The following is a 20828-nucleotide window of genomic DNA, read 5'->3' as shown; positions in this document are numbered from 1 at the left end:
GGCGCAGGCAGGACGGGCCGGTCTGGCGCACACTGGAAGCATGGGCGTCTTCGAAGGCGACGTGACGGTGGTCGCGGGCGATGCCGAGCACGCGGCCAGAGCGGTGCTCCGTTCATGGACGGGGCAGCCCGAAGACGTCGCGTCGGACGCCGTGCCCGGCATGAGCGAGGACGTGCCCGCGGCGCTGGCGGCCGACTGGAACGGAACGCTCGAGGTCGCGGACGCGGATGTCGTGGAAGGCATCATGGGCGCGGACGCGCCGCACCTGCGGCTGCCGGACGGCCGTGTCGGCGACTTCACCGTCGCCCACCGTTACATCGGTACCACCCACTTGATGATCGAGGGCAGCGGGCGGCCGCCGTTCTGAGACCTGCCGTGCCGCCCCTGCGTCGCCGGTCCCTCTCCTGCCTCGCTCGCCGCGCTGCCGGACGCCCGGAGTCGGAGAACGCGGTGACTACTTCTGGAACCGGTCGCGCAGCTCGCGCTTGAGGATCTTGCCGCTGGCGTTACGGGGCAGCGCGTCCACGAAGAGGACCCGCTTGGGCGCCTTGAAGTGGGCGAGCCTGTCCCGTGCGTGGGCGATCAGTTCCGCCTCCGTCACCTTCTCGCGTGCCACGACGACCGCGGTGACCGCCTCGATCCAGCGCTCGTCGGGCAGGCCGATCACGGCCGCCTCCGCGACGGCCGGGTGGGTGTAGAGGGCGTCCTCGACCTGACGTGAAGCCACCAGCACACCACCGGAGTTGATGACGTCCTTGACCCGGTCGACCACCGTGAAGTAGCCCTCACCGTCGCGCACGGCGAGGTCACCGGAGTGGAACCAGCCACCGCGGAAAGCCTCTTGCGTCTCCTCCGGCTTGTCCCAGTAGCCCTCGCACAACTGCGGCGAGCGGTAGACCACCTCGCCCGCGGTGCCGTCGGCGACTTCCTTGCCGTCCTCGTCGACGACCTTCGCCTCCACGAAGAGGACGGGCCGTCCGCACGATTCCATCCGCCCCTCGTGCTCGTCGGGACGCAGGACGGTGGCGAGCGGCCCGATCTCCGACTGGCCGAAGCAGTTGTAGAACCCGAGGCCGGGGAGCCGCTCGCGCAGCCGCTCCAGCACGGGCACGGGCATGATCGACGCCCCGTAGTACGCCTTGCGCAGCGCGCCGAGGTCGCGGGTGGCGAACTCGGGGTGATCGGCGAGGCCGATCCATACGGTGGGCGGCGCGAACAGGCTGTCGGCGCGGCCCGCTTCGACGAGGTCGAAGATCCGTCCGGCGTCGGGCGCGTCCAGGATGGTGTTCTCCGCGCCGACCGCGAGGTACGGCAGCAGGAACACGTGCATCTGGGCGGAGTGGTAGAGCGGCAGCGAATGGACGGGCCGGTCACCGGGCGCGAGGTCGAGGGCGGTGACGGCGCTGACGTACTCGTGGACGAGGGCGCGGTGGGTCATCATCGCGCCCTTGGGCAGGGCGGTGGTGCCCGACGTGTAGAGCAGCTGGACCAGGTCCTCGTCCCGCGGTTCGTGCGCGGGGGTGAACGACCGCGGCTCCGACAGGGCGGCGAGCAGCGAGTCGTCCGTGTCGCGCAGCGCCCGTACGGCCGTCCCGGCGGGCAGGTGTGGCACGAGCCCGGGGTCGGCGAGGACGAGCGCGCTGCCCGACTGGCCGAGGATGTAGGCGAGATCGTCGCCCGTCAGGTTCTGGTTGACCGGGACGTGGACGAGGCCCGCCCGTGCGCAGGCGAGGAAGGCGATCAGGTAGGCGTCCGAGTTGTGGCCGTACGACGCGACCCGGTCGCCGTGGCGCAGACCGTGACCGGTGAGGACGGCCGCCGCGGTGCTGACGGCCTCGTCGAGCCGGGCGTAGGTCCAGGACCGGTCGGCGTACCGGACGGCCGTGCGGTCCGGGGTGCGCCGGGCACTGCGGCGTACGAGCGAGTCGACGGTGCTGCTGTGTGCGCCTGTCATGGCGTGATCCTCCGCGGCGGCCGACGCGGGGTCAAGTACCGCTGCACCACTCGGATACCGAACGGGATGGTGACAGCGGGGGCGCCGGCTGACCGCATGTACCGGCCAGTGCGGCGTACGCGGAGAACTCCAACGACAGCGCGTGGCTCAGCAACGCGGACCGGCCCCTGACGGGGTACGAGCGGGTCTTCGGCAGGGTCGGCACGCCACGGTCGCTGCGCACCCGGCCTCCGGCGTCGCCGTTCTGGACGGTTCGCGCGGCGACTGCGGCCTCGGCCGGGCCCCCGGACCGGAGGGCGGGTGGTTCGCCCGGCCGGGCCCGCCTCCGGGGCCGCAGGCCCGGTGGTGCACCGGGCCCGCCGCTGGGAGGGCCCGCGTGATGGCGCCGGGCGCCCGCCTCCGGGACACGCGATCGCGGTGCGCGGCCCGGGCCTGCCCCAGAGGGGCCCGCCCGGCGGGCGCCTTCCGGGCCCGGGTCCGGAGCGGGTCCGGCCGTGGTGTCAGCCCGCGGTACGGCGCCGGTCGCTGCTCCGGCGCAGGCGCGTCGCCTGACGGTCGAGGTCGTCGACGCGGGCGGCCAGTTCCGGGTGAGCGCCAAGATGAGCGCGGGACTCCATCAGCGGGCCGACGAGGCCGGCGGCGTCGTCGTCGCCGAGGGCGCGTACGAGGTCGTCCACCGTGCCACGGGCCTGGCTCGGAAGGTCGCCGAGAGACGCGATCTGCCCCGCGAGCCGGCGCAGGTCCGCGGCATTGTCCCGGGCCCAGGCGGTGACGGTGCGGTTGGCGGCACGCCGGTCCCGCGTGGCCTGGACGCGCTGTTCGCCCGTGGTGCCGGCGGCGCCGGGGCGCATCCGCAGATAGCGCCGTTCGGCGGCCTGGCGGCTGGCGACGCCGAGGGGGTGGGCCAGGTCGGCCCAGCTGGCGCCCGCGTCACGGGCGGCCTCGATCAGGCCCGTCTCCCAGCCGGCGAGCTGCCGGCGCATCTCACGCAGCAGGAGCAGGGCGGCCAGGGCCTCTTCGGGGCCGGTGGGGCCGGAGTCCCCGTCGTCATGGTGGTCACGGCCGGCGCCGGCACGGGCATCGCGCACCGCTTCGTCGATGGTCCGCAGTGCCGCCGTCGCGGCGAGCAACGAAGCGGGGCTGCTCGGCGGTCCGGGCTGGTCGGCTGGTGTCACGCTGCCTCCTGTGGGTGTCACCCTTTCAATGACATTCCGTCTTGTCATCGGATGGATGACATGTTACAACGGTGTCAGGTGAAGCGCATTGGCCTTGGCACTACTGCCTGAACCAATGGAGGTGTTCTGCGATGTTGATGCGCACCGACCCGTTCCGTGAGCTCGACCGGCTCACCCAGCAGCTCCTGGGTTCCGCCGGCACATGGTCGAGCCCGTCCGCGATGCCGATGGACGCCTACCGCGAGGGCGACGTCTATGTGATCGCCTTCGATCTGCCGGGCGTGTCCTCCGACGCGATCGAGATCGACGTCGAGCGCAACATGCTGACAGTGAAGGCGGAACGGCGACCGGCCACCAAGGCCGACGACGTACAGATGGAACTGTCCGAGCGGCCGCTGGGAGTCTTCTCCCGGCAGGTGATGCTGGCCGACACCCTCGACACCGAACACATCGAGGCGGCCTACGACGCAGGTGTCCTGACCCTGAGCATCCCGATCGCCGAGCGCGCGAAGCCCCGCAAGATCAGCATCAGCGCCGGCGGCGACAAGAAGCAGATCAGCGGCTGAGCAGAAGCCGTCACCCGTCGACGGAGGACGGGGCACCACGTATTCCCCCTTCCGGGCCCCGTCCTCCGTGACGTCGCGAGCACAGTCCGCGAGACACGTCCGCGAGCACAGTCAGGGGGCAGAGATGGCCATGCGTTGGCAGCCATTCCTCGACGCCGTGCAGGAGCGCGGCGAATACTCCTCGGCGCAGGAGGCCGAACGGGCCGCCCGCACTGTCCTCGCCCTCCTCGGGGCGCATCTGGTGGGCAAGGAGCGGGCGGAGCTGGCCGCACAGTTGCCGGAGACCTTCGCCATGATCCTTCTCAATCCGCTCCAGGCGGCCGAGCCCCTGGATCCCGAGCGTTTCGTGCGGGCGACGGCGGCCTGGATCGACGGAGCGACGGAAAAGACAGCGAAGTGGGACGTCAGCGCGGTGCTGAGCGTGGCGGCCGATGCCGCCGGCGAAGACCTGCTGCGCCGTGTCCTGCTCCAGCTGCCCCCCGGCTACGACGTCCTCTTCGGACGACCCCAGCACATCTGACACCCCGACCCTGTCACGCGGTGCGGCACCGGCGTGGCAGGACCACAACGAAAGAGAGGATCACCGACCGTGCAGTGGCAGCAGCTCATCGAGCAGGTGCGCTATTCGGGCCGCTATGCGACCGGCGAGGAGGCCGAAGACGTCCTGCGCGCCGTACTGACCGTCCTGGGCAGTCATGTCAGCGGCGACGAACGCTGCGAGCTGGCCCGTCTGTTGCCCGTCGAGGCTGCCACGATCCTCACCGCCCAGATCCCGCTCACGGAGCCGCTGACGGCGCCCGGGTTCGTCGACGCCGTCGCAAGACACCTGCCCCCGTGCACCGGGCCGGAGGCGCGCTGGGCCACCAGCACCGTGCTCTGTCTGATCGCGCAGCTCGCCGGTGAGGACCTTTCACTGCGGATGCTGTCCGAGCTGCCCCGCGGCTACGCACTCCTCTTCGGCCGCGCCGAACTCACCGCGGCCGCCTGACCGGCCCACCTTTCCGACCGGCCACCTCTGAACGGTGGCCGGCCCGGGCCCGGGGGTCGCACGCTCACGGGTCACGGGTCACGGGTCACGGGCCACGGGCTCACGGGCTCACGGCGAGGAAGACGTACGCGGCGAGGATCGCCAGATGGACCCCGCCCTGGAGCAGCGTGGCCCTGCCCGGCACGACGGTGAGAGCGCCGACGACGACGGTGAGCGCGAGCAGCACCATATGGGTGGCGCCGAGACCGAGCAGCAACGGCCCCTCCAGCCAGATGCTGGCCAGGGCGATCACCGGGATCGTCAGCCCGATGCTGGCCATGGCGGACCCGAGTGCCAGGTTGAGGCTCCGCTGCACCTGGTCCCGGCGGGCGGCGCGCACCGCCGCGAGCGTCTCCGGCATCAGGACGAGCAGGGCGATGACGACGCCGACGACCGAGTGGGGCAGCCCCGCGGAGTCGACGCCGGACTCGATGGTGGGCGACACCGCCTTGGCGTCGCCCACCACGGCGATGAGGGCGATCAGGAGCATGACGAGGCTGAAGAGGGCGATCGAGCGGCTGGGTACCCCCGAGTGCTCGTCGTCGTCGAAGCCCACGTCGTCGCTGAGGGCCCCGTCCTTGACGGCCCCCTCGCGCGCGACGGAAAGGAAGTGGTCGCGGTGACGCACGGTCTGCATCGCGACGAACAGTCCGTACAGTCCCAGTGACGCGACCGCGGCGAACGTCAGCTGGGCGGCGGAGAACTCCGGGCCGGGCTTGCTCGTGGTGAAGGTCGGCAGCACCAGACTCAGGGTGGCGAGTGTCGCGACGGTGGCGAGCGCGGCACCGGACCCCTCGGCGTTGAACACGGCGATCCTCCTGCGCAAAGCTCCCACCAGCAAGGACAGCCCGACGATCCCGTTGCAGGTGATCATCACGGCGGCGAACACGGTGTCCCTGGCAAGGGACGCCGACTTGTCACCCCCGTCCACCATGAGGGTGACGATGAGCGCCACTTCGATGACGGTCACCGCGACGGCGAGCACCAGCGAGCCGAACGGCTCCCCCACCCGATGCGCGACCACCTCTGCGTGGTGGACCGCGGCGAGCACCGCCCCCGCCAGACAGAGGGCGACGGCGACCACCGCGAGCAGCGGCAGGTCGCGGCCCCAACTGAGCACCAGGGCGACCAGCGCGACCAGCGGGACCCAGACAGTCCACCGGCCCATGACGGACTCGATCTTCACCGCGCTCATAGGTGCCAGGCTGCCAGCGCCCGGCGGTCCCCGCGCGACGACCCGCTGGGCTGTCCTCACCGGCGCCCGGCGCGCCTGAGCAACCGACGGAATTCACCGCTCCCGGCCCTGCGGCCCACAGGACCGGGAGACCGGCGTCCCGTCGGAAAACCGGTCGACAGCCGAGCCTGCGATGCACTGTGATCGCCCTGGCCGCCCGCCGCACCGAGCGGGCCGACCGCCGGAGCTGCTTTGTCGACACGGACGACCACGGACACCCGCCCTGTGATCACTGCCGCGCTGGCCAGGCGCCTGGTCGATACGCAGTTCCCGCAGTGGGCCGGGCTGCCACTGGCGTTGCTCGACCCTGCAGGGTCGGACCATGTGATCTACCGGCTGGGCGGCAAACTGTCCGTCCGGCTCCCGCGCCACGCCGGAGCCATCGGGCAGGCGGAGAAGGAAGCGGAGTGGCTGCCGCGGCTCGCCCCTCACCTGCCACTGGCCGTTCCCTCACCGGTGGGGGTGGGCGAGCCTGACTTCGGCTATCCGTGGCCATGGGCGGTCTCCCGATGGCTGGACGGTGATGTGGCGACCGTCGAGGCCCTGGGCGACTCGTCGGAGGCTGCCGTCCAGCTCGCCGGGTTCCTGACCGCCCTTCAGCGATTCGCGCGCCCCGACACGCCGGCCGACGCGGCGCGACACGACCTCACGGTCGGGCCCCTGGCCGACAGGGACCGCGCCACGCGGGCCGCCATCGCCGGGACCGACGGCATCTTCGACACCGCTGCCATGACGGAGCTGTGGAACGAGGCACTGGACGCCCCAGGGTGGCACCACTCCCCCGTCTGGTTCCACGGCGATCTCCACACCGGCAACCTGCTGACCACTGGGGGACGCCTCAGCGCGGTCATCGACTTCGGCGGTCTCGGCATCGGCGACCCGGCCTGCGACCTGACCATCGCCTTCTCCCTGATGTCGGCGGGCAGCCGGACCGCCTTCCGCGCCGCGCTCGGCGTGGACGAGGCCACCTGGACCCGCGGGCGCGGCTGGGCCCTGGCCACCGGCCTGAACGCCTACACCTCCTACGCGGACGTCAGTCCCCGAATCGCGGCGCAGACCACCCGGCAGATCAATGCGGCCCTCATCGGCTAGATGCTCCGGGCGGCCCGCATGGGTCCCCCACGCCGATGCTCCTCGCGTCGCCTCGCCGGGATCCCCGCACCGGTCGCGACCTGTCCGGGGCAGCTGTCAGAAGCCGCTGCGGCGCAGCGCGTCTGTGACCATCATCGCCGGGATCACCTGGTGGACCTGTCCGCTGTTCGTATAGGGCACGGTGCCCTGCAGCTGCTGGGCCACGCTCTGCCATGCGGCCCGCGGCAGGGACGTCAGTGACTTTCTGCCGTCCGCCGTCTCGGCGTGGAACGGGGCGGCACCGGCCGTCACTCCGAGCTGGGCGAGCAACGGCCCGAGGTGCCCGGGATCGTTCTGCGTGTAGAGGCGGGCGATCTTCGTCGCGGCCGAGCCGCGGACGGCCCACGCGGCCACGTGGGCCAAGGCCTCACCCGTCACTTCCGCCTTGTCGGCATGGGGGTCGAAGAGCCAGACCTCCTGCAGCGTGTCCAGGAGAAGAGGGTGTGTCTGATTGGCGGGCTGTGTCAGGAAGCAGCTGAGGAGCGCGTGACCGCTGCTGAACGACCCCATGCCGACCCGGCCGACGAGGCCGAAGGAGAAGTTTCCGGCCCGCCGGAACATGAAGGCCTGGATCTCCTCCAGATACTCCTGGAGAAAGACGGCGTCGGCGAACGAGGTGATCTCCGCGCACGGTTCGGCTCCGACCCGCGGGAGGGGCAGCACGAGCACCACGTTCCGCCCCGAGGCCTGGATCTGGTACGGCAGCCCTTTGGGGAAGGGATCCTCCAGCAGGGGATCCCCCATGTACCGCAGGGGCCGGAGCAGGCCGAAGAACTGGTAGTCGAAGCCCCACGGGTAGGTGTCGTTGGTCATGGGGTCGTGGCGGTCCAGGACATTGGTGAAGAAGCCGTCCGGCACGTTCTGGGCCATGGTCGGGCGGAAGAAGACGAGGAACGGCGCGGGCGGGGCGCCGGGGCCGCGGGGCACGGCGCCGGGCCAGTAGACGGCCACGAGCTGGGGTGCTCCGACGCCGGGGAGGCGTAGGACGAGCAGGTCACCGAAGGGGGTCACCGTGCGGCTCTCCACCTTGATGGCATGGTCGCCGACGGCCGGTGAGGCGACGAAGGCGGTGTCGGTGGCCTGCGGCAACGGGGAGTAGGTGGCGGGCGGCAGCGGCACGGGCGGGGTACGGAAGCTCATGTCACCGGGCGGCGGAGCGCCCGGAAAGTCGGGGCCCGTGCGCTCCAGGCTCAGGCGCGCCTGTTCGGTGGCGTCACGCAGGGGCGAGAAGTGGACCACCATGACGGCGGTCGGGCCGAGCAGGGACGGCAGGACGGTCAGCGGTTCCCAGTTGTCCGGCAGAAAGACTGTCTGGATGCTGCCGAACGAGTCGACCTCCAGCCGTGCGGTGACGGTTCCGTACTTGATCGGTTCGAAGGAGTTGGCCTGTATCTCGATCTGCGCCGAGGCATCGGGAATGGTGAAGATCGACTGGTCCAGGACGACAGCGGTGGGGGTGACGGGGCTGCCGTTCACCGTCATCGCGAACTCGCACCGGGTCGTGGCCTCACCCCGGATGCGAGCGCTGAGGACGAGCTGTCCCATGGTGTGCCTCCGTCGGGTGGAGGATCCGGCCTACTGGGCCGAGAGGGCGAGGCACGTGACGGACAGTGTCAGGCGTCCTCGAAGAGCATGTCCTCGGGGGGATGCGTCATCTTCACGGTCCCGCCGTTCGTGACCTCCACGACCCGGTGCATTCCCCTGCACCGCTCGCCGGTGGACAGCACGGAGAAGCGGTCCCCGACTCCGGCCAGGAAGGCGGGGAAGCAGGCCAACGGCATCGTCCCGAGCTGGAAGTAGTCCACCAGCCTGCGGAACAGCTTGGGGAGAATCACGACATCGTCCGTCAGCGAGGACAGGCCGGTGATCTTCGCCCCGGTCGTGGTGGCATCGCTCGTCCACAGGCCCCGTCCCGCGTCCCGGGCGTCCTTGACCGCGTCGGCCATCTCCACCCGCAGGCTGGTGAACAGGCTGCGGTAGAACGTCGGGTACACCAAGCCCGTCGAGAGCAGATGGTGGTTGACCGTCGTCCTCAGCACCGTGGTGTCGACGTCGATCTCCAGGCCGCTGGTCCCCGGAGGCGTGCCACGACCTGCCAGGGCGATGCAGCGGCCGTGGACATCGGCGCCGCGGGTGAGTACGAACCCGGGAACCGTCTCCGGGGTGGTGGCGGTCACGCTCTCGTCCGGGCGGCGCTGGACATCGGTGAAGCCCAGCCGGCTCAACAGTTCGTCGCGTGCGGCGTGAGCGAAGTGCAGCGGCTGGTGGACACGGTTCGCACCGTAGTGCGTCTCGAGTGCGTCGACCGCGTCCAGCCGCAGCTTCGCGCGTCCCACCGCGCTGTGTTCGACGGCGCGGCCCAGCCCACCGCCGACGAGGCTCCACTCCGAGGGGTCGTCGGCCGTGAAATGGACCGTGTCCCCGTCCGGCTGCGAGCCCCTGACATCGTAGAAGCCCTTGATGAGCAACATGGGCATGGCGACTCCTCCGCGGAATCCGACGGCGCATCTCTGCGAATCGCTGCGCCGTGGCCCCACCCGAACGGCTCCCCCTACTTCAAATGGTGCGCCTCGACGAGGGGTTCCGCACGTCACGGAGGACGCGGCACGGTGATCGGTACCGACGCCGTACGACAACACGGCGTAGAGGACGCCGCGGTGGTTGCCCGCTTCAACTGTGTCCCTTTCAACGGCGGTACAAAACCTCCCGCTTGCCACCCTCCCAGCCCGGCGTACCGGTCCGGTGGAAGGAAAATGCGTCGACACTGCCCCTGCGGGCCGGGCAAAGTGGCCGCCCGTGACGAGCAGTGAGCTGTGGACCCGTGCGACCGCCGACCGCTACGACGCCGAGGAGACCGAGATGTCCTCGGCCGCCGTCCTCGAACCGACTCTCGCCTTCCTCTCCGAGCTCGCAGGGGACGGCCGGGCACTGGAATTCGCCATCGGAACCGGACGAGTGGGCGTCCCGCTCCGGCAACGCGGCGTGCCGGTCGCGGGCATCGAACTGTCGGAGCACATGGCGGCGGTCCTGCGGCGCAAGATCGACGAGGACTCGCTCCCGGTCACCGTCGGGGACATGGCCACGACCGTCGTCCCCGGCGAGTTCACCCTGGTGTATCTCGTCTACAACACCATCACGAACCTGCTCACGCAGGACGAGCAGGTCGAGTGCTTCCGCAACGCCGCACGCCATCTGGTGCCCGGCGGCCGGTTCGTCATCGAGCTGAGCGTGCCGCCGCTGCGGTTCCTGCCGCCCGGCCAGACCGCGGTGCCGTTCGACGTCTCGGAGCGGCATCTCGGCTTCGACACCTTCGACCTGGTCGAGCAGATTCTCGTCTCGCACCACTTCACCCGCGACGGTGACGACGGCCGCTACCGGCGCGGCAACTCCCGGCACCGGTACGCCTGGCCCGCGGAGCTCGACCTGATGGCACGGATCGCCGGGCTCGAGCTGGAACGTCGCGTCGGGGACTGGGACGGGGCGCCGTTCACCCAGGACTCCCCCAAGCACGTCTCCGTGTGGCGCAAGCCGGTCCGAGGCCGGCCGACCCGGCGGGGGTGATCGGGCCTGGTCGTCGCGCGGAATGGAATCTCCCGCAGGGGGAGGTCCTACGTTCGGACCGGCAACACGGCCGAGATTCCGAAAGGCTCGATCATGACGACATTTCTGCTGGTCCCCGGTCTCTTCATGGGTGGTTGGGCCTGGGACGCCGTGGCCGCCGAGCTGACGGCGCGCGGACACCGGGCGATCGCGCCGACCCTCCCGGGGCTCGGCGAGAGGGCCGGCGAGGACCCCGCGGCGATCGGCCTCGCCGAGCACACGGACGCGGTGAGCGATGTCCTCGCCGCCCAGGACACAGCAGTGGTGCTGGTGGCGCACAGCTACGGCAGCTTCCCCGCCGTCGCGGCAGCCGACCGTCGGCCCGAGAAGGTCGAGCGGGTGGTGTTCGTGGACACCGGCTTTCCCGAGTCCGGCGAGGCGGTGGTCACGTCCATGCCGCACCTCGCGGGGACGGCCGACGGCCACGTGCTGCCGGTCCCGCCCGGGATCGAGCCCGTCCACGGCGTGCCCGACGACGAGCTGGCGCGCCACCGCCGCCTGGCCACACCGCATCCGGTCCGGACCGTCACCGAACCGCTCGAGCTGACCGGCAACTGGCGCACGATTCCCACCACGGGCGTCCTCTGCCTCGCCAACGGCCTGAGCCTGGAGGTCGTCCGAGCCCTCCACGGGACCGGTGACCCCCGGTTCGCCAAGCTCGCCGACCCGGGGGTCACCTACTTCGAGTTGAACACCGGCCACTACCCGATGCTGTCCGCGCCGCACGACCTGACCGACGCCCTGGTGCGGGCGTCGGCGGGCGAGGGCCTGGACCTTTGGGGGAACGAGGTCGGGAGTTCAGTGGCGTCCGGCTGAGCCGGGGTGACGTCGCCGGCGGTGTCGTTCCCGGTCATGATGCGGACACCGCCGCAAGGGAACGCAGGCTAGCCTGCTCCGCGTGCCCGACAACACCACGCGCGCGAAACGGGACGACAGCCCCGAGGAGTCCCGGCGGTCCCGTCTGAGCCGGGTCTTCGACGAGGACGCGGAGCTGTACGACCGGGCCAGGCCGGGATATCCGGCGAGGCTGTACGACGACCTCGCCGAACTCGCCGGGATCCGCGCCGGCAGCCGCGTGCTCGAGGTGGGCTGCGGGACCGGTCAGGCAACGGTGCCTCTGGCCGGGCGCGGCTGCCGGGTCACGGCCGTCGAGGCGGGATCGCGCATGGCCGCGGTCGCCCGTCGCAACCTGGCCGGGGCCGGCGCCGCGGCGGTGGAGGTGGTGACCGCGGACTTCGAGAGCTGGCCGCTCCCACAGGAGCCGTTCGACGCGGTCGTCTCGGCGACGGCGTTCCACTGGATCGACCCGGCGGTGCGGGTGGCCAAGGCCGCCGGCGCGCTGCGACCGGGCGGGGCACTCGCGGTGGTGCGCAGCCAGCATGTGAGGGGCGGCACCGAGGAGTTCTTCGTCGAGGTCCAGCGCTGCTACGAGCGTTTCGACCCGGACACGCCGCCGGGCCTCCGCCCGCCCCCGGCCGCAGACGTCGACTGCTCTGACCATTCCCAAGAGGTCGCGCGGAGCGGCCGGTTCGGCCCGACGGTCTTCCGCCGCTACGAGCAGGACCTCACGTACACCACGGCGGAGTACCTGGATCTGCTGCGGACCTACTCCGGCCACCGGGCGCTTCCGGAAGCCGCAAGGAACGGGCTGCTCGGGTGCGTCGCGGGCCTGATCGACGGCGGGTACGGCGGCCGGGTGACCAAGCGCCACCTCATCGAACTGGGCGTCTCGCACAGGCGGTGACGCGGCTCCGCGCGCCGCGCAGAGCCGCGCCGGAACGCCCGACGACGTGACGCAGGCTCCCCCGGCCCCGGGGACGTGCAGGCCGGGACGGATCCTCCCGCACCGCGACCGGTGCCCGCGGCGCGGCCGTAGCCGGATGCCGGCCCCGCCCGTGGCCCGCGACACGCCCGCCGTCACACGGCGCGTTCGTGGCCCTCCCAGTACGGCGCCCGCAGGCGCCGCTTGTAGAGCTTGCCGTTGGGATCGCGTGGCATGGCAGCGACGAACTCCACCGACCTGGGGCGCTTGTAGGGCGCGAGGTGCCGTTCGCAGTGGGTGAGGATCGCGGCCGCGAGGGCGTCGTCGGGCCGGTGGCCGTCCGCCGGTTCCACCACCGCCTTGACCTCCTCGCCCCGGTCGGCGTGCGGGACGCCGAAGGCCGCCGCGTCGGCGACGGCGGGGTGGGTGAGCAGCGCGGCCTCGATCTCGGCCGGATAGATGTTCACCCCGCCCGAGATGATCAGGTCGATCTTGCGGTCACGCAGGAAGAGGTAGCCGTCCTCGTCGAGGTGGCCGAGATCGCCGACGGTGAAGAAGTCGCCGATGCGGTTGCTCCGCGTCTTGGCCTCGTCCCGGTGGTAGCTGAAGCCGCCGGTCGTCATCTTCATGTAGACCGTGCCGAGTTCGCCGGGCGGCAGCTGGTTGCCCTCGTCGTCGAACACGGCGAGCTCACTGATCGGCCAGGCCCGGCCGACCGTACCGGGCTTCTTCAGCCATTCGTCGGCGGTCGCGAACGCGCCGCCGCCCTCGCTGGCCGCGTAGTACTCCTCCACACAGCCGCCCCACCAGTCGATCATGGCTCTCTTCACGTGCTCAGGGCAGGGCGCCGCCCCGTGGACGGCGTGCCGCATCGAGGAGACGTCGTAGCGCCGCTTCACCTCCTCCGGCAGGGCGAGCAGGCGGTGGAACTGGGTCGGCACCATGTGGGTGTGCGTGCATCGGTGGGTGTCGATGAGGCGCAGCATCTCCTCCGGCGTCCACTTGTCCATCAGGACGAGGGGGTGCCCGATGTGCAGGGCCGCGGCCGCGAACTGCAGCACCGCCGTGTGGTAGAGCGGCGAGCAGACGAGGTGCACGTTCCCGTCGTGGGGCCGGATGCCGAAGATGCCGAGGAAGCCGCCGAGGTGGCTCTCCTCCGGGAGCCTTCCCGGCAGCGGCCGCCGGACGCCGCGCGGACGGCCGGTGGTGCCGGACGTGTAGTTCATGACCCAGCCGAGCGTGCGGCCCTGCGGCGGCGTGTCCGGCTGCCCCTCGAGCAGTTCCTCGTAGGGGCGGAAGCCGGCCACGTCACCGACGGCGTAGCGGTGGGTGCGGGGCAGGTCCGCCTCGTCGGCGGCGGCGGTCGCCGCTTCGGCGAAGCGTTCGTGGGCGACGAGCACCTTGGCGCCTGAGTCGGAGACGATCCACGCGATCTCGGGTCCGACGAGGTGGTGGTTGACGGGGACCAGGTAGAACCCCGCCTGGGTGGCGGCGAGATGAGCGGCGACGAGTTCCGGGCAGTTCGGCAGGACGACGGCGAACGCGTCCCCGCGTTCGAGGCCCGCCGCGCGCAGCCCGTGCACCAGCCGGTTGGCGGCGGCATGCAGCTCTCCCGCCGTCAAGCGCCTGCCGGCGGGATCGGTCAGTACGGTACGGCCGGGGTCGGCGGCGGCCTGCGCCCAGAAGCCGTTCCCGGCCGGCACGGGGGCGTCTGCGGGTGCACCGGTCATGACGTGCTCCTTCCGGCGATGCGGTTGATGCGGGTGACTGCCTCCTCGAAGCCGCGGGTCAGGTCGTCGAAGACCTCCCGCACGCTGCGCTCGGAGTTCATACGGCCGACGATCTGGCCGACGGGCGTGCCCAGCAGCGCCTCGACCTCGTACCGCTGGATGCGGGAGACCGCTTCGGCCACGAGCAGTCCCTGCAGCGGCATGGGCAGGGTGCCGGGGCCTGCCGGGTCGTCCCAGGCGTCCGTCCAGGCGGTGCGCAGCTGGCGGGCGGGCTTGCCGGTGAGGGCGCGGGAGCGGACGGTGTCGCCGGAGCCCGCGGCCAGCAGTTTCGCGGTGAGGGCGCGGGATCCGAGGGTGGCCTCGGTGGTGGTGAGCCACAGGGAGCCGAGCCAGACGCCCTGGGCGCCGAGGGCGAGGCCCGCGGCGATCTGCCGGCCGCTTCCGATGCCTCCGGCCGCGAGGACCGGCAAGGGGTCGACGGCCTCGACGACTTCGGGGGTGAGCACCATGGAGGCGATCTCACCGGTGTGGCCGCCGGCCTCGTACCCCTGGGCGACGACGACGTCGATGCCCGCCTCTGCGTGGCGGCGGGCGTGAGCGGCGCTGCCGGCGAGGGCGGCGACGAGGACCCCGTGGTCGTGGGCGCGTGCGACGACGTCGGCGGGCGGCGGGCCGAGGGCGTTGGCGAGGAGTCCGACCGGATAGTCGAAGGCGACGTCGAGCTGGCTGCGGGCCACCTGCTCCATCCAGCCGGTGATGCGCCATCCGGAGGCCTCGCCCTCGGCCAGTTCGGGTACGCCGTGCCGGGCGAGGGTGTCGGTCACGAACGTGCGGTGCGTCTCGGGGATCATCGCCTCGACGTCCGCCTCGCTCACACCCTCGACCTTCTTGGCGGGCATGACGACGTCGAGCCCGTAGGGCATGCCGCCGGTGTGCTCCTGCATCCAGTCGAGATCGCGCCGCAGGTCCTCCGGCGCGGTGTAGCGGACCGCGCCGAGTACGCCGAAGCCTCCGGCGCGGCTGATGGCGGCGGCCACCGCGGGGAACGGGGTGAAGCCGAAGATGGCGTGCTCGATGCCCAGTTGTCTGCTCAGCTCCGTCTCCATGGGCGCAGGATGCCGCAGGGTGCCGGACGAGGGAAGACGTTTTCTGATGCAGCGTCAGATTTTCCGCAGCACGCGGCGCGGTCGGCCCCCGCCTCTTGGGCGAGGGCCTTGAGGTTGCGCTTCCCGCCGAACGGGATCTCCCCGCGCAGGAGCCGGCCCATCGTGGACTGATGCGATTCTCGTTTCGCCCCCCTGGGCTGCCGAGATCCTCATGCCGGCTTCTCGTCATTGCCCGCGCCGGAAGCCGCGTCGATCCCGGCGACCACGCGGGCTGCCCGGTCGAAGTCGATCCGGAGCCGGGTGCGTTCGGTCTTGCGCGTGCTGCCGAGCCGGCCGAGGAAGACCTGGGTCCGCTCGGCCTGCTCGGCTCGGACAGGCCGGTGGCTGACGTGTCGTCGAGGTGGTCGTCGATGCTCGCGAGAAGTCGGCGAGGCCGCGGGCTCCGAGCCGCTCGCCGGCAAGTGGTGCGGGCTGCTCGCGTGGCTCGGCGAGCTTCGGGCAGGGAAGTTGCAGCGACGGAGAAGCCTGACGCCGGAGGGGTGCGCGCACTGATCACCGGGCGGTCGCCGTTCCGCTATACGCTCAAGTCGGGCTGAGGGATGAGTAGTTGCAGGGCACCCGCCGGGGGATGGAGCAGCCGTGGACACTGTCGAGGCCGATGCCGGGTACGCCCGCTACCTGGAGCTGGGGCGGGCGGCCATGGCCGCCGGGCGGTTCGAGGACGCCGCCCGGCTGCTGGGCGACGCGGTGGCGCTGCGCCCGGATGCCGGGCGTGCGCATCTCGAACTCGCCGAAGCCCTCCGCAGGGTGGGGCGCCTGGACATGGCGCGCCGCGCGTACGCCAGGGCCCTGGACGCCGAGCCGTCCGGTCCGGTTGCGGAGGCGGCCGCCGGCGGACTGGACAGCCTGCGGTCCACGTCCGGCGTGATGAAGCGGAGCAACTTCGAAGTCGGCCGTCGGCTGGCGAGTGATCGCCACGTCGTGGGCTGGACCGTACTCGACGTGCGCAAGGGAGGGTTCGGTGTCGTCTACATCGTCCGCTCCGACGACGACGGCAAGCGGATGGCGTTGAAGACGTTCGACTGCCGGCTGCTGTGGAGCGACGAGGACCGGGACCGGTTCGAGCGCGAGGCTCTGACCTGGGTCAGGCTGGATCCGCACCGCCATGTGGCGACGGCGCTGTGGGTGGAGCGGATCGAGGGTCTGCCGTGCGTGGTCACGGAGTACGCCGAGGGCGGCGATCTGGCCGGGCTGCTGCGGCGTGGGCCGTTGCGGCCCCGGCAGGCGCTGCGGTTCGCCCGGCACCTGTGCGACGGGCTCCGGCACGCGCACGACCAGCTCGGTCTCGTCCACCGGGACGTGAAGCCCGCGAACTGCCTGCTGTCCGCCGACCACACGCTCCGGGTGACCGACTTCGGCCTGGCGAGGGCCTTCGACCACTCCGGTGATACGTCGCCGCCCGGCCTGAGCGAACTGCCGGCCGGCGCGCAGCAGCTCTACACCACGGTCGCGGGCACGCCCCGCTACATGGCGCCCGAGCAGTTCGTACCGGGCGCGGCCCTGGACACCCGCGCCGACGTCTACGCCTTCGGCGTCGTCCTCTTCGAGATGCTCACCGGGCGCCTCCCGCCGGGCGGCGGCCGGGCCAAGGCGTACGTCGAGCGCACGACCGACCGGCGGACCCGTCGCTCGCCGCTCTACCGCCTGATCAGGGCGTGCACGGAGCCCCGCCGCGAGAACCGCCCCGCCGACTTCGCGGCGGTCCGGGAGCGGCTGGACGACGTGTACCGCGCGGAGACCGGCGGCCCGGCGCCCGCGACTGCCCGGCCGCACTCCCTGACCGGGGAGGAATGGGTCTCCAGGAGCCTTGCGCTCCACCATCTGGGCCGCTACGAGGACGCCCTCGACGCCGTGCAGAAGGGCCTGGAAGCGGCGGGAAACGAGGGGCCGGTCGTCCTGAGCAAGCTCTGGCAGGTGCGTGGCATGGGCCTCCACGAACTTCATCGCCACGACGAGGCTCTGGCCGCACACGACCGCGCGGTCGAACTGAATCCGCGCGAGCCGAGCGCCTGGCTGTGCCGGGGGACCGTTCTCCGGGACATGGACAGGCCGGAGGAGGCCCTGTCGTGCTTCGGGCGCGCTGCGGAACTGGAGCCCCGTGACGGCTTGGTGTGGGCCAACAGGGGTGTGGTCCTCGCCGGCCTCGAACGCTACGAAGAGGCGGAGGAGTCGCTCGCCCGGGCCTATCAGCTCCGGCCTCGTGACCTGTATGTCCTCGTCTCCCGGTCCAACTTCAGGGTGAGGCGCGGACAGCTGGACGCCGCTCTGGACGACATCGACGAGGCCCTGCGCGTCGCGCCCCGCCATATCCCGGCCCTGGTCAACAAGGCACAACTCCTGAACGCCCTCGGACGGCCGGGGGAAGCCCTCGCATGCCTCGACACCGCGGCGGAGATCGCACCCGAGACCCGGCAGGTGTGGTCCACCTATGTGCACACCCACTGCGCTCTCGGCCGCTACGACGACATGCTGGAGTGCGCCGAGCGCGCCCTGCGGATCGGACCCGAGACACACGGTGCATGGGTCGAGAAGGGCCGTGCCATCGGCTTGGCCGGCGGGCCGTGGGAAGAGCAGTTGGCATGCTACGAAAGCGCGTTGGCCATCGACCCGGCCCTGGCCGTCGGATGGACGTACAAGGCCGTCGCCCTGCGCGAACTCGGCCGTCCGGCAGAGGCTCTCCCCTGCCATGACCAGGCCGTCGCACGCGACCCTCGGTCGACGTGGGCCTGGGTCGAGAGGGCCAGGACGCTACGGCGGCTCGAGCGGCACGAGGACGCCATGGAGTGCTGCGACCGCGCCCTCGACATGGATGAGCGGTTCGCGGAGGCGTGGGCCGTGAAGAGAGGTGCGCTGGCAGACCTCGGCCGCTATGAGGAAGCGCTGGCGCTGAACGAGCGTCGGCTGGAGCTCGATCCCGTCGACAAAGAGGCCTGGCTGGACAAGGGCAACGACCTGTTCACGTCGGGACGCTGGGCCGAGGCGCTGACGTGCTACGAGGACGCTGTCGCGATCTGGCCGGATGACAGCGGCATTCGGTTCAACCGGGGGATCACGCTGGAGAAGCTCGGCCGGTACGAGGAGGCATGCGCCAGCTTCGAGCGGGCCCTGCGGATCGATCCCGCCAACGAGATGGCCCGCGAGGGCGTGCGGCGCACGCGTACGCGTCGTCCGTGAAGCAGTCGCGCCGCGGGGCGGCATTCCGGTCGGCCGTCCTTCCCGAACGCGGACGACTTCGCCGGTGTGGTTGCCCGAACGTCATCCACGGCGACCACGACCCGTGGGCAGGACACCTCGAGCCGTGGCGGGACTCTGTGTACGACAGCCTCCATTGGAGGCCGCCGGTGGCCGTTCCCGATCAACCGGGGGCACCTCGCTCGACGTCCCTCTCGCATCAGCCCGGGCACGGCCGCTGCGACGGGACCGGCGACTCGCTGCTCCGCAGCGCTTCCAGGACCCTCATTCCGGGTGCTGCCCGGCGACCTGGGGCCAAGCATGCTCCTCGGTCCCTCGATAGCGTGTTCTCCTTGAGAGGGGGCTGTGTTGTTCCACGAGGCCGGATCGGGCTGGGCCGGCCCCGCATCCGTCCGTTGCGGGTGCGGGGCGACAATTTCTCTGCGGATTCAGGTCCAGCAGGCTGCGGAGCGTTCGGTGAGTGGGCGGCGCCGCAACGCGGTCTCGGTCAGTGATCGCGGAGGGAAGGATGCTGCCGGGTTGTAGAGGTTCGTTCCGGGCGGCACGATTTCGTCGATTCGGTCGAGGGCTGCATCGTCGAGGGTGAGTGCGGCGCCCTTGAGCAGGTCCTGCAGTTGTCGCATGGTCCGCGGTCCGATGATCGCCGAGGTGACGGCGGGGTGGGCCACGGTGAAGGCGATGGCGAGCTGGGGGAGGGTGCAGCCGATGCTCGTCGCGAGTTCTACAAGTTGTTCGACGGCGTCGAGCTTGGCGGCGTTCTCGGCGATCGAGGGATCGAAGAACGCCGGCCGGAGCGCGGCACGGCCGACTGCCAGGTCGATGGGCTGGTCCTTGCGGTGCTTGCCGGTGAGGAATCCGAAGGCGAGAGGGCTCCAGACCAGTACCCCCATCCCGTAGCGCTCGCAGACGGGCAGGAGCGACGTTTCGATCCCGCGGGCCAGAATCGAGTAGGGCGGCTGGTCGGTGCGGAAGCGCCCGAGACTGCGCCGCTCGGAGACGTGGTGTGCCTCGACGATCTCCTCGGCCTGGTAGTTCGAGCAGCCGAAGGCGCGGATCTTTCCCTGGTGCACGAGGTCGGTCAGTACCGAGAGCGTCTCCTCGATATCGGTGCGATGGTCAGGGAAGTGCACCTGGTAGAGGTCGATCCAGTCGGTGTCCAGTCGCCTGAGGCTGTCCTCGACCGCCTTGAGAATCCAACGCCGCGAGTTGCCACCGCGGTTGCGGCCCTCACCCATGGGGAAGTGGACCTTGGTGGCGAGTACGACGTCGTCCCGGCGCCCCCGCAGCGCCTTGCCCACGATCTCCTCGGACTCGCCCTGTCCGTACATGTCCGCGGTGTCGACGAAGTTGATTCCCTCGTCGAGGGCAGCGTGAATGATGCGGACGCAATCGTCGTGATCGGGATTGCAGCCTTTCTGGAACATCATGGTCCCGAGGCAGTGGACGCTGACCTCGATACCGGTTTTGCCGAGGGTGCGATAACGCATGATGATGCCTCCCAGTGGTTCTACTCAGCACATGGAGCGGGCAGAAGAGCCGGTCGCACGACGGACGTTAGGTTCTAGACCCGGCTCTAGATCAACCCCGTTACCCTGGGCGGCATGGCTGAGATCACCACAAGTCTGAGCATCGGCCAGGTCGCCGAGCGCACCGGCTTGAGCGTTCACGCGTTGCGCTTCTACGAGCGCGAGGGCCTCTTCGTCAATCCCGTACGACGCGGGCCCGGTGGGCGCCGCGTCTACAGCCAGGATGACGTCGACTGGCTGACCGTCTGCATCATTCTCCGTGCCTCGGGCATGCCCCTGCCCGTGCTCAGCCGGTACGCCGACCTCGTGCGAGAGGGAGCCGGTAATGAGGAAGAAAGACTCGCGCTCATGCGCGAGCACCAGGCACACGTCACCACTCAGATCGGCAGGCTCACCGAGTCCCTGGACCTGATCCGCTTCAAGGTCGGCGTGTACGAGGACCTTGTCGACCAAGGCGACGCCGCCACCCGTCAATGTCACGCCCCCTCCCCTTCAACTGACGAAGAACTCACGCCACTGCGTCGCTGAGGGAGATCGCTGCCGGAGTCGGCCTGTCCTCGCCTTCGAGCGTGCGGTACCAACTGGAGTGGCTCGAGACCTTGGGTGCGGTCCGGCGCCGGGGCGAGGCCCGACGGCGGGGCCGGCTGACGTGCTGACCGTGAAGTTCGCGCAGGGGGATGCTTCCCCTTGTTGAGATGTCTTTGGAGTGGTTGACAGACGCCGAGGATCGCAAGAAAGTTTCACGTGTCGTGGAAGATCCGAAAG

19 protein-coding genes are annotated in these 20828 nt (G+C 70.9%); 11 read left to right on the top strand and 8 right to left on the bottom strand.

Annotated elements, in window-relative coordinates; genetic code table 11:
* The first annotated feature begins 40 nt into the window (after nt 1-40).
* Nucleotides 41-367 carry a hypothetical protein gene (locus SPRI_RS34470; protein ID WP_005321355.1) on the top strand — a complete coding sequence of 109 codons (327 nt, stop codon included), beginning with the start codon at nt 41-43 and terminating at the stop codon, nt 365-367.
* An 87-nt stretch (nt 368-454) separates the two neighbouring features.
* On the opposite strand, the gene SPRI_RS34465 is transcribed toward SPRI_RS34470, so the two are convergent.
* Both SPRI_RS34465 and SPRI_RS34460 read right to left on the bottom strand, forming a co-directional pair.
* A complete protein-coding gene (locus SPRI_RS34465; protein ID WP_005321354.1) occupies nt 455-1954 on the bottom strand; it encodes an acyl-CoA synthetase in 1500 nt (499 codons plus the stop codon).
* A 500-nt stretch (nt 1955-2454) separates the two neighbouring features.
* The gene (locus SPRI_RS34460; RefSeq protein WP_053557656.1) at nt 2455-3129 is read right to left on the bottom strand and encodes a hypothetical protein; all 675 of its coding nucleotides are present in this window, start codon (nt 3127-3129) and stop codon (nt 2455-2457) included.
* Between the two features lie 131 nt (nt 3130-3260).
* Here SPRI_RS34460 and SPRI_RS34455 point away from each other — a divergent pair, with 131 nt between their 5' ends.
* The 3 genes from SPRI_RS34455 to SPRI_RS34445 all read left to right on the top strand — a co-directional run bounded on the left by SPRI_RS34455 (nt 3261) and on the right by SPRI_RS34445 (nt 4683).
* On the top strand, nt 3261-3695 hold the full coding sequence (locus SPRI_RS34455; protein WP_005321339.1) for an Hsp20/alpha crystallin family protein: 435 nt from the start codon (nt 3261-3263) through the stop codon (nt 3693-3695).
* Between the two features lie 124 nt (nt 3696-3819).
* Complete coding sequence (locus SPRI_RS34450) at nt 3820-4215, top strand: DUF2267 domain-containing protein (protein WP_005321337.1); 396 nt, start codon at nt 3820-3822, stop codon at nt 4213-4215.
* Nucleotides 4216-4284: 69 nt separating this feature from the next.
* The gene (locus SPRI_RS34445; RefSeq protein ID WP_037775532.1) at nt 4285-4683 is read left to right on the top strand and encodes a DUF2267 domain-containing protein; all 399 of its coding nucleotides are present in this window, start codon (nt 4285-4287) and stop codon (nt 4681-4683) included.
* 100 nt (nt 4684-4783) lie between these two features.
* Here SPRI_RS34445 and SPRI_RS34440 read toward each other — a convergent pair whose 3' ends face one another.
* On the bottom strand, nt 4784-5917 hold the full coding sequence (locus SPRI_RS34440) for a calcium:cation antiporter (RefSeq protein ID WP_037775530.1): 1134 nt from the start codon (nt 5915-5917) through the stop codon (nt 4784-4786).
* A 231-nt stretch (nt 5918-6148) separates the two neighbouring features.
* On the opposite strand from SPRI_RS34440, the gene SPRI_RS34435 reads away from it, so the two are divergent.
* The gene (locus SPRI_RS34435; RefSeq protein WP_053557655.1) at nt 6149-7048 is read left to right on the top strand and encodes an aminoglycoside phosphotransferase family protein; all 900 of its coding nucleotides are present in this window, start codon (nt 6149-6151) and stop codon (nt 7046-7048) included.
* 96 nt (nt 7049-7144) lie between these two features.
* On the opposite strand, the gene SPRI_RS34430 is transcribed toward SPRI_RS34435, so the two are convergent.
* Both SPRI_RS34430 and SPRI_RS34425 read right to left on the bottom strand, forming a co-directional pair.
* Complete coding sequence (locus SPRI_RS34430) at nt 7145-8632, bottom strand: hypothetical protein (RefSeq protein WP_005321329.1); 1488 nt, start codon at nt 8630-8632, stop codon at nt 7145-7147.
* A 68-nt stretch (nt 8633-8700) separates the two neighbouring features.
* Complete coding sequence (locus SPRI_RS34425; protein WP_005321327.1) at nt 8701-9564, bottom strand: hypothetical protein; 864 nt, start codon at nt 9562-9564, stop codon at nt 8701-8703.
* Between the two features lie 319 nt (nt 9565-9883).
* Here SPRI_RS34425 and SPRI_RS34420 point away from each other — a divergent pair, with 319 nt between their 5' ends.
* The 3 genes from SPRI_RS34420 to SPRI_RS34410 all read left to right on the top strand — a co-directional run bounded on the left by SPRI_RS34420 (nt 9884) and on the right by SPRI_RS34410 (nt 12431).
* Nucleotides 9884-10648, top strand: coding sequence for a class I SAM-dependent DNA methyltransferase (locus tag SPRI_RS34420; protein ID WP_037775523.1), 765 nt, complete (start codon nt 9884-9886; stop codon nt 10646-10648).
* A 93-nt stretch (nt 10649-10741) separates the two neighbouring features.
* Nucleotides 10742-11503, top strand: coding sequence for an alpha/beta fold hydrolase (locus tag SPRI_RS34415; RefSeq protein ID WP_037775521.1), 762 nt, complete (start codon nt 10742-10744; stop codon nt 11501-11503).
* A gap of 82 nt (nt 11504-11585) precedes the next feature.
* Nucleotides 11586-12431: a class I SAM-dependent methyltransferase gene (locus SPRI_RS34410; RefSeq protein ID WP_053557653.1), complete on the top strand. Its 846-nt coding sequence runs from the start codon at nt 11586-11588 to the stop codon at nt 12429-12431.
* A gap of 173 nt (nt 12432-12604) precedes the next feature.
* Here the strand turns inward: SPRI_RS34410 and SPRI_RS34405 are convergent, their stop codons facing one another.
* Nucleotides 12605-14179, bottom strand: a complete 1575-nt coding sequence (locus SPRI_RS34405; protein ID WP_050791635.1) for an acyl-CoA synthetase — start codon at nt 14177-14179, stop codon at nt 12605-12607.
* Entirely contained in the window at nt 14176-15285 is a 1110-nt protein-coding gene (locus SPRI_RS34400; protein WP_005321311.1) for an NAD(P)H-dependent flavin oxidoreductase, read from the bottom strand. Before SPRI_RS34400 ends, SPRI_RS34405 begins: the two co-directional genes overlap by 4 nt.
* A 639-nt stretch (nt 15286-15924) precedes the next feature.
* Here SPRI_RS34400 and SPRI_RS34395 point away from each other — a divergent pair.
* A complete protein-coding gene (locus SPRI_RS34395; protein WP_078535435.1) occupies nt 15925-18519 on the top strand; it encodes a tetratricopeptide repeat protein in 2595 nt (864 codons plus the stop codon).
* 446 nt (nt 18520-18965) lie between these two features.
* On the opposite strand, the gene SPRI_RS34390 is transcribed toward SPRI_RS34395, so the two are convergent.
* Complete coding sequence (locus SPRI_RS34390; protein ID WP_005321306.1) at nt 18966-20024, bottom strand: aldo/keto reductase; 1059 nt, start codon at nt 20022-20024, stop codon at nt 18966-18968.
* Between the two features lie 114 nt (nt 20025-20138).
* Between SPRI_RS34390 and SPRI_RS34385 the strand changes: the two genes are divergently transcribed.
* Both SPRI_RS34385 and SPRI_RS40015 read left to right on the top strand, forming a co-directional pair.
* A complete protein-coding gene (locus SPRI_RS34385; RefSeq protein WP_005321303.1) occupies nt 20139-20591 on the top strand; it encodes a MerR family transcriptional regulator in 453 nt (150 codons plus the stop codon).
* A gap of 41 nt (nt 20592-20632) precedes the next feature.
* Nucleotides 20633-20719 (top strand): hypothetical protein, encoded by an 87-nt coding sequence (locus SPRI_RS40015; RefSeq protein WP_359660455.1) that lies wholly within the window; start codon nt 20633-20635, stop codon nt 20717-20719.
* Nucleotides 20720-20828 lie beyond the last annotated feature (109 nt).

It is taken from the genome of Streptomyces pristinaespiralis (assembly GCF_001278075.1).
Taxonomy (GTDB): Bacteria; Actinomycetota; Actinomycetes; order Streptomycetales; family Streptomycetaceae; genus Streptomyces; species Streptomyces pristinaespiralis.
This window is presented reverse-complemented; position numbering and strand designations above follow the sequence as displayed.

Coding starts and splice junctions, on each gene's coding strand:
- SPRI_RS34470 (WP_005321355.1), top strand. CDS start 41: ATGGGCGTCTTCGAAGGCGACGTGACGGTGGTCGCGGGCGATGCCGAG.
- SPRI_RS34465 (WP_005321354.1), bottom strand. CDS start 1,954: ATGACAGGCGCACACAGCAGCACCGTCGACTCGCTCGTACGCCGCAGT.
- SPRI_RS34455 (WP_005321339.1), top strand. CDS start 3,261: ATGTTGATGCGCACCGACCCGTTCCGTGAGCTCGACCGGCTCACCCAG.
- SPRI_RS34450 (WP_005321337.1), top strand. CDS start 3,820: ATGGCCATGCGTTGGCAGCCATTCCTCGACGCCGTGCAGGAGCGCGGC.
- SPRI_RS34440 (WP_037775530.1), bottom strand. CDS start 5,917: ATGAGCGCGGTGAAGATCGAGTCCGTCATGGGCCGGTGGACTGTCTGG.
- SPRI_RS34430 (WP_005321329.1), bottom strand. CDS start 8,632: ATGGGACAGCTCGTCCTCAGCGCTCGCATCCGGGGTGAGGCCACGACC.
- SPRI_RS34425 (WP_005321327.1), bottom strand. CDS start 9,564: ATGCCCATGTTGCTCATCAAGGGCTTCTACGATGTCAGGGGCTCGCAG.
- SPRI_RS34415 (WP_037775521.1), top strand. CDS start 10,742: ATGACGACATTTCTGCTGGTCCCCGGTCTCTTCATGGGTGGTTGGGCC.
- SPRI_RS34405 (WP_050791635.1), bottom strand. CDS start 14,179: ATGACCGGTGCACCCGCAGACGCCCCCGTGCCGGCCGGGAACGGCTTC.
- SPRI_RS34400 (WP_005321311.1), bottom strand. CDS start 15,285: ATGGAGACGGAGCTGAGCAGACAACTGGGCATCGAGCACGCCATCTTC.
- SPRI_RS34390 (WP_005321306.1), bottom strand. CDS start 20,024: ATGCGTTATCGCACCCTCGGCAAAACCGGTATCGAGGTCAGCGTCCAC.
- SPRI_RS34385 (WP_005321303.1), top strand. CDS start 20,139: ATGGCTGAGATCACCACAAGTCTGAGCATCGGCCAGGTCGCCGAGCGC.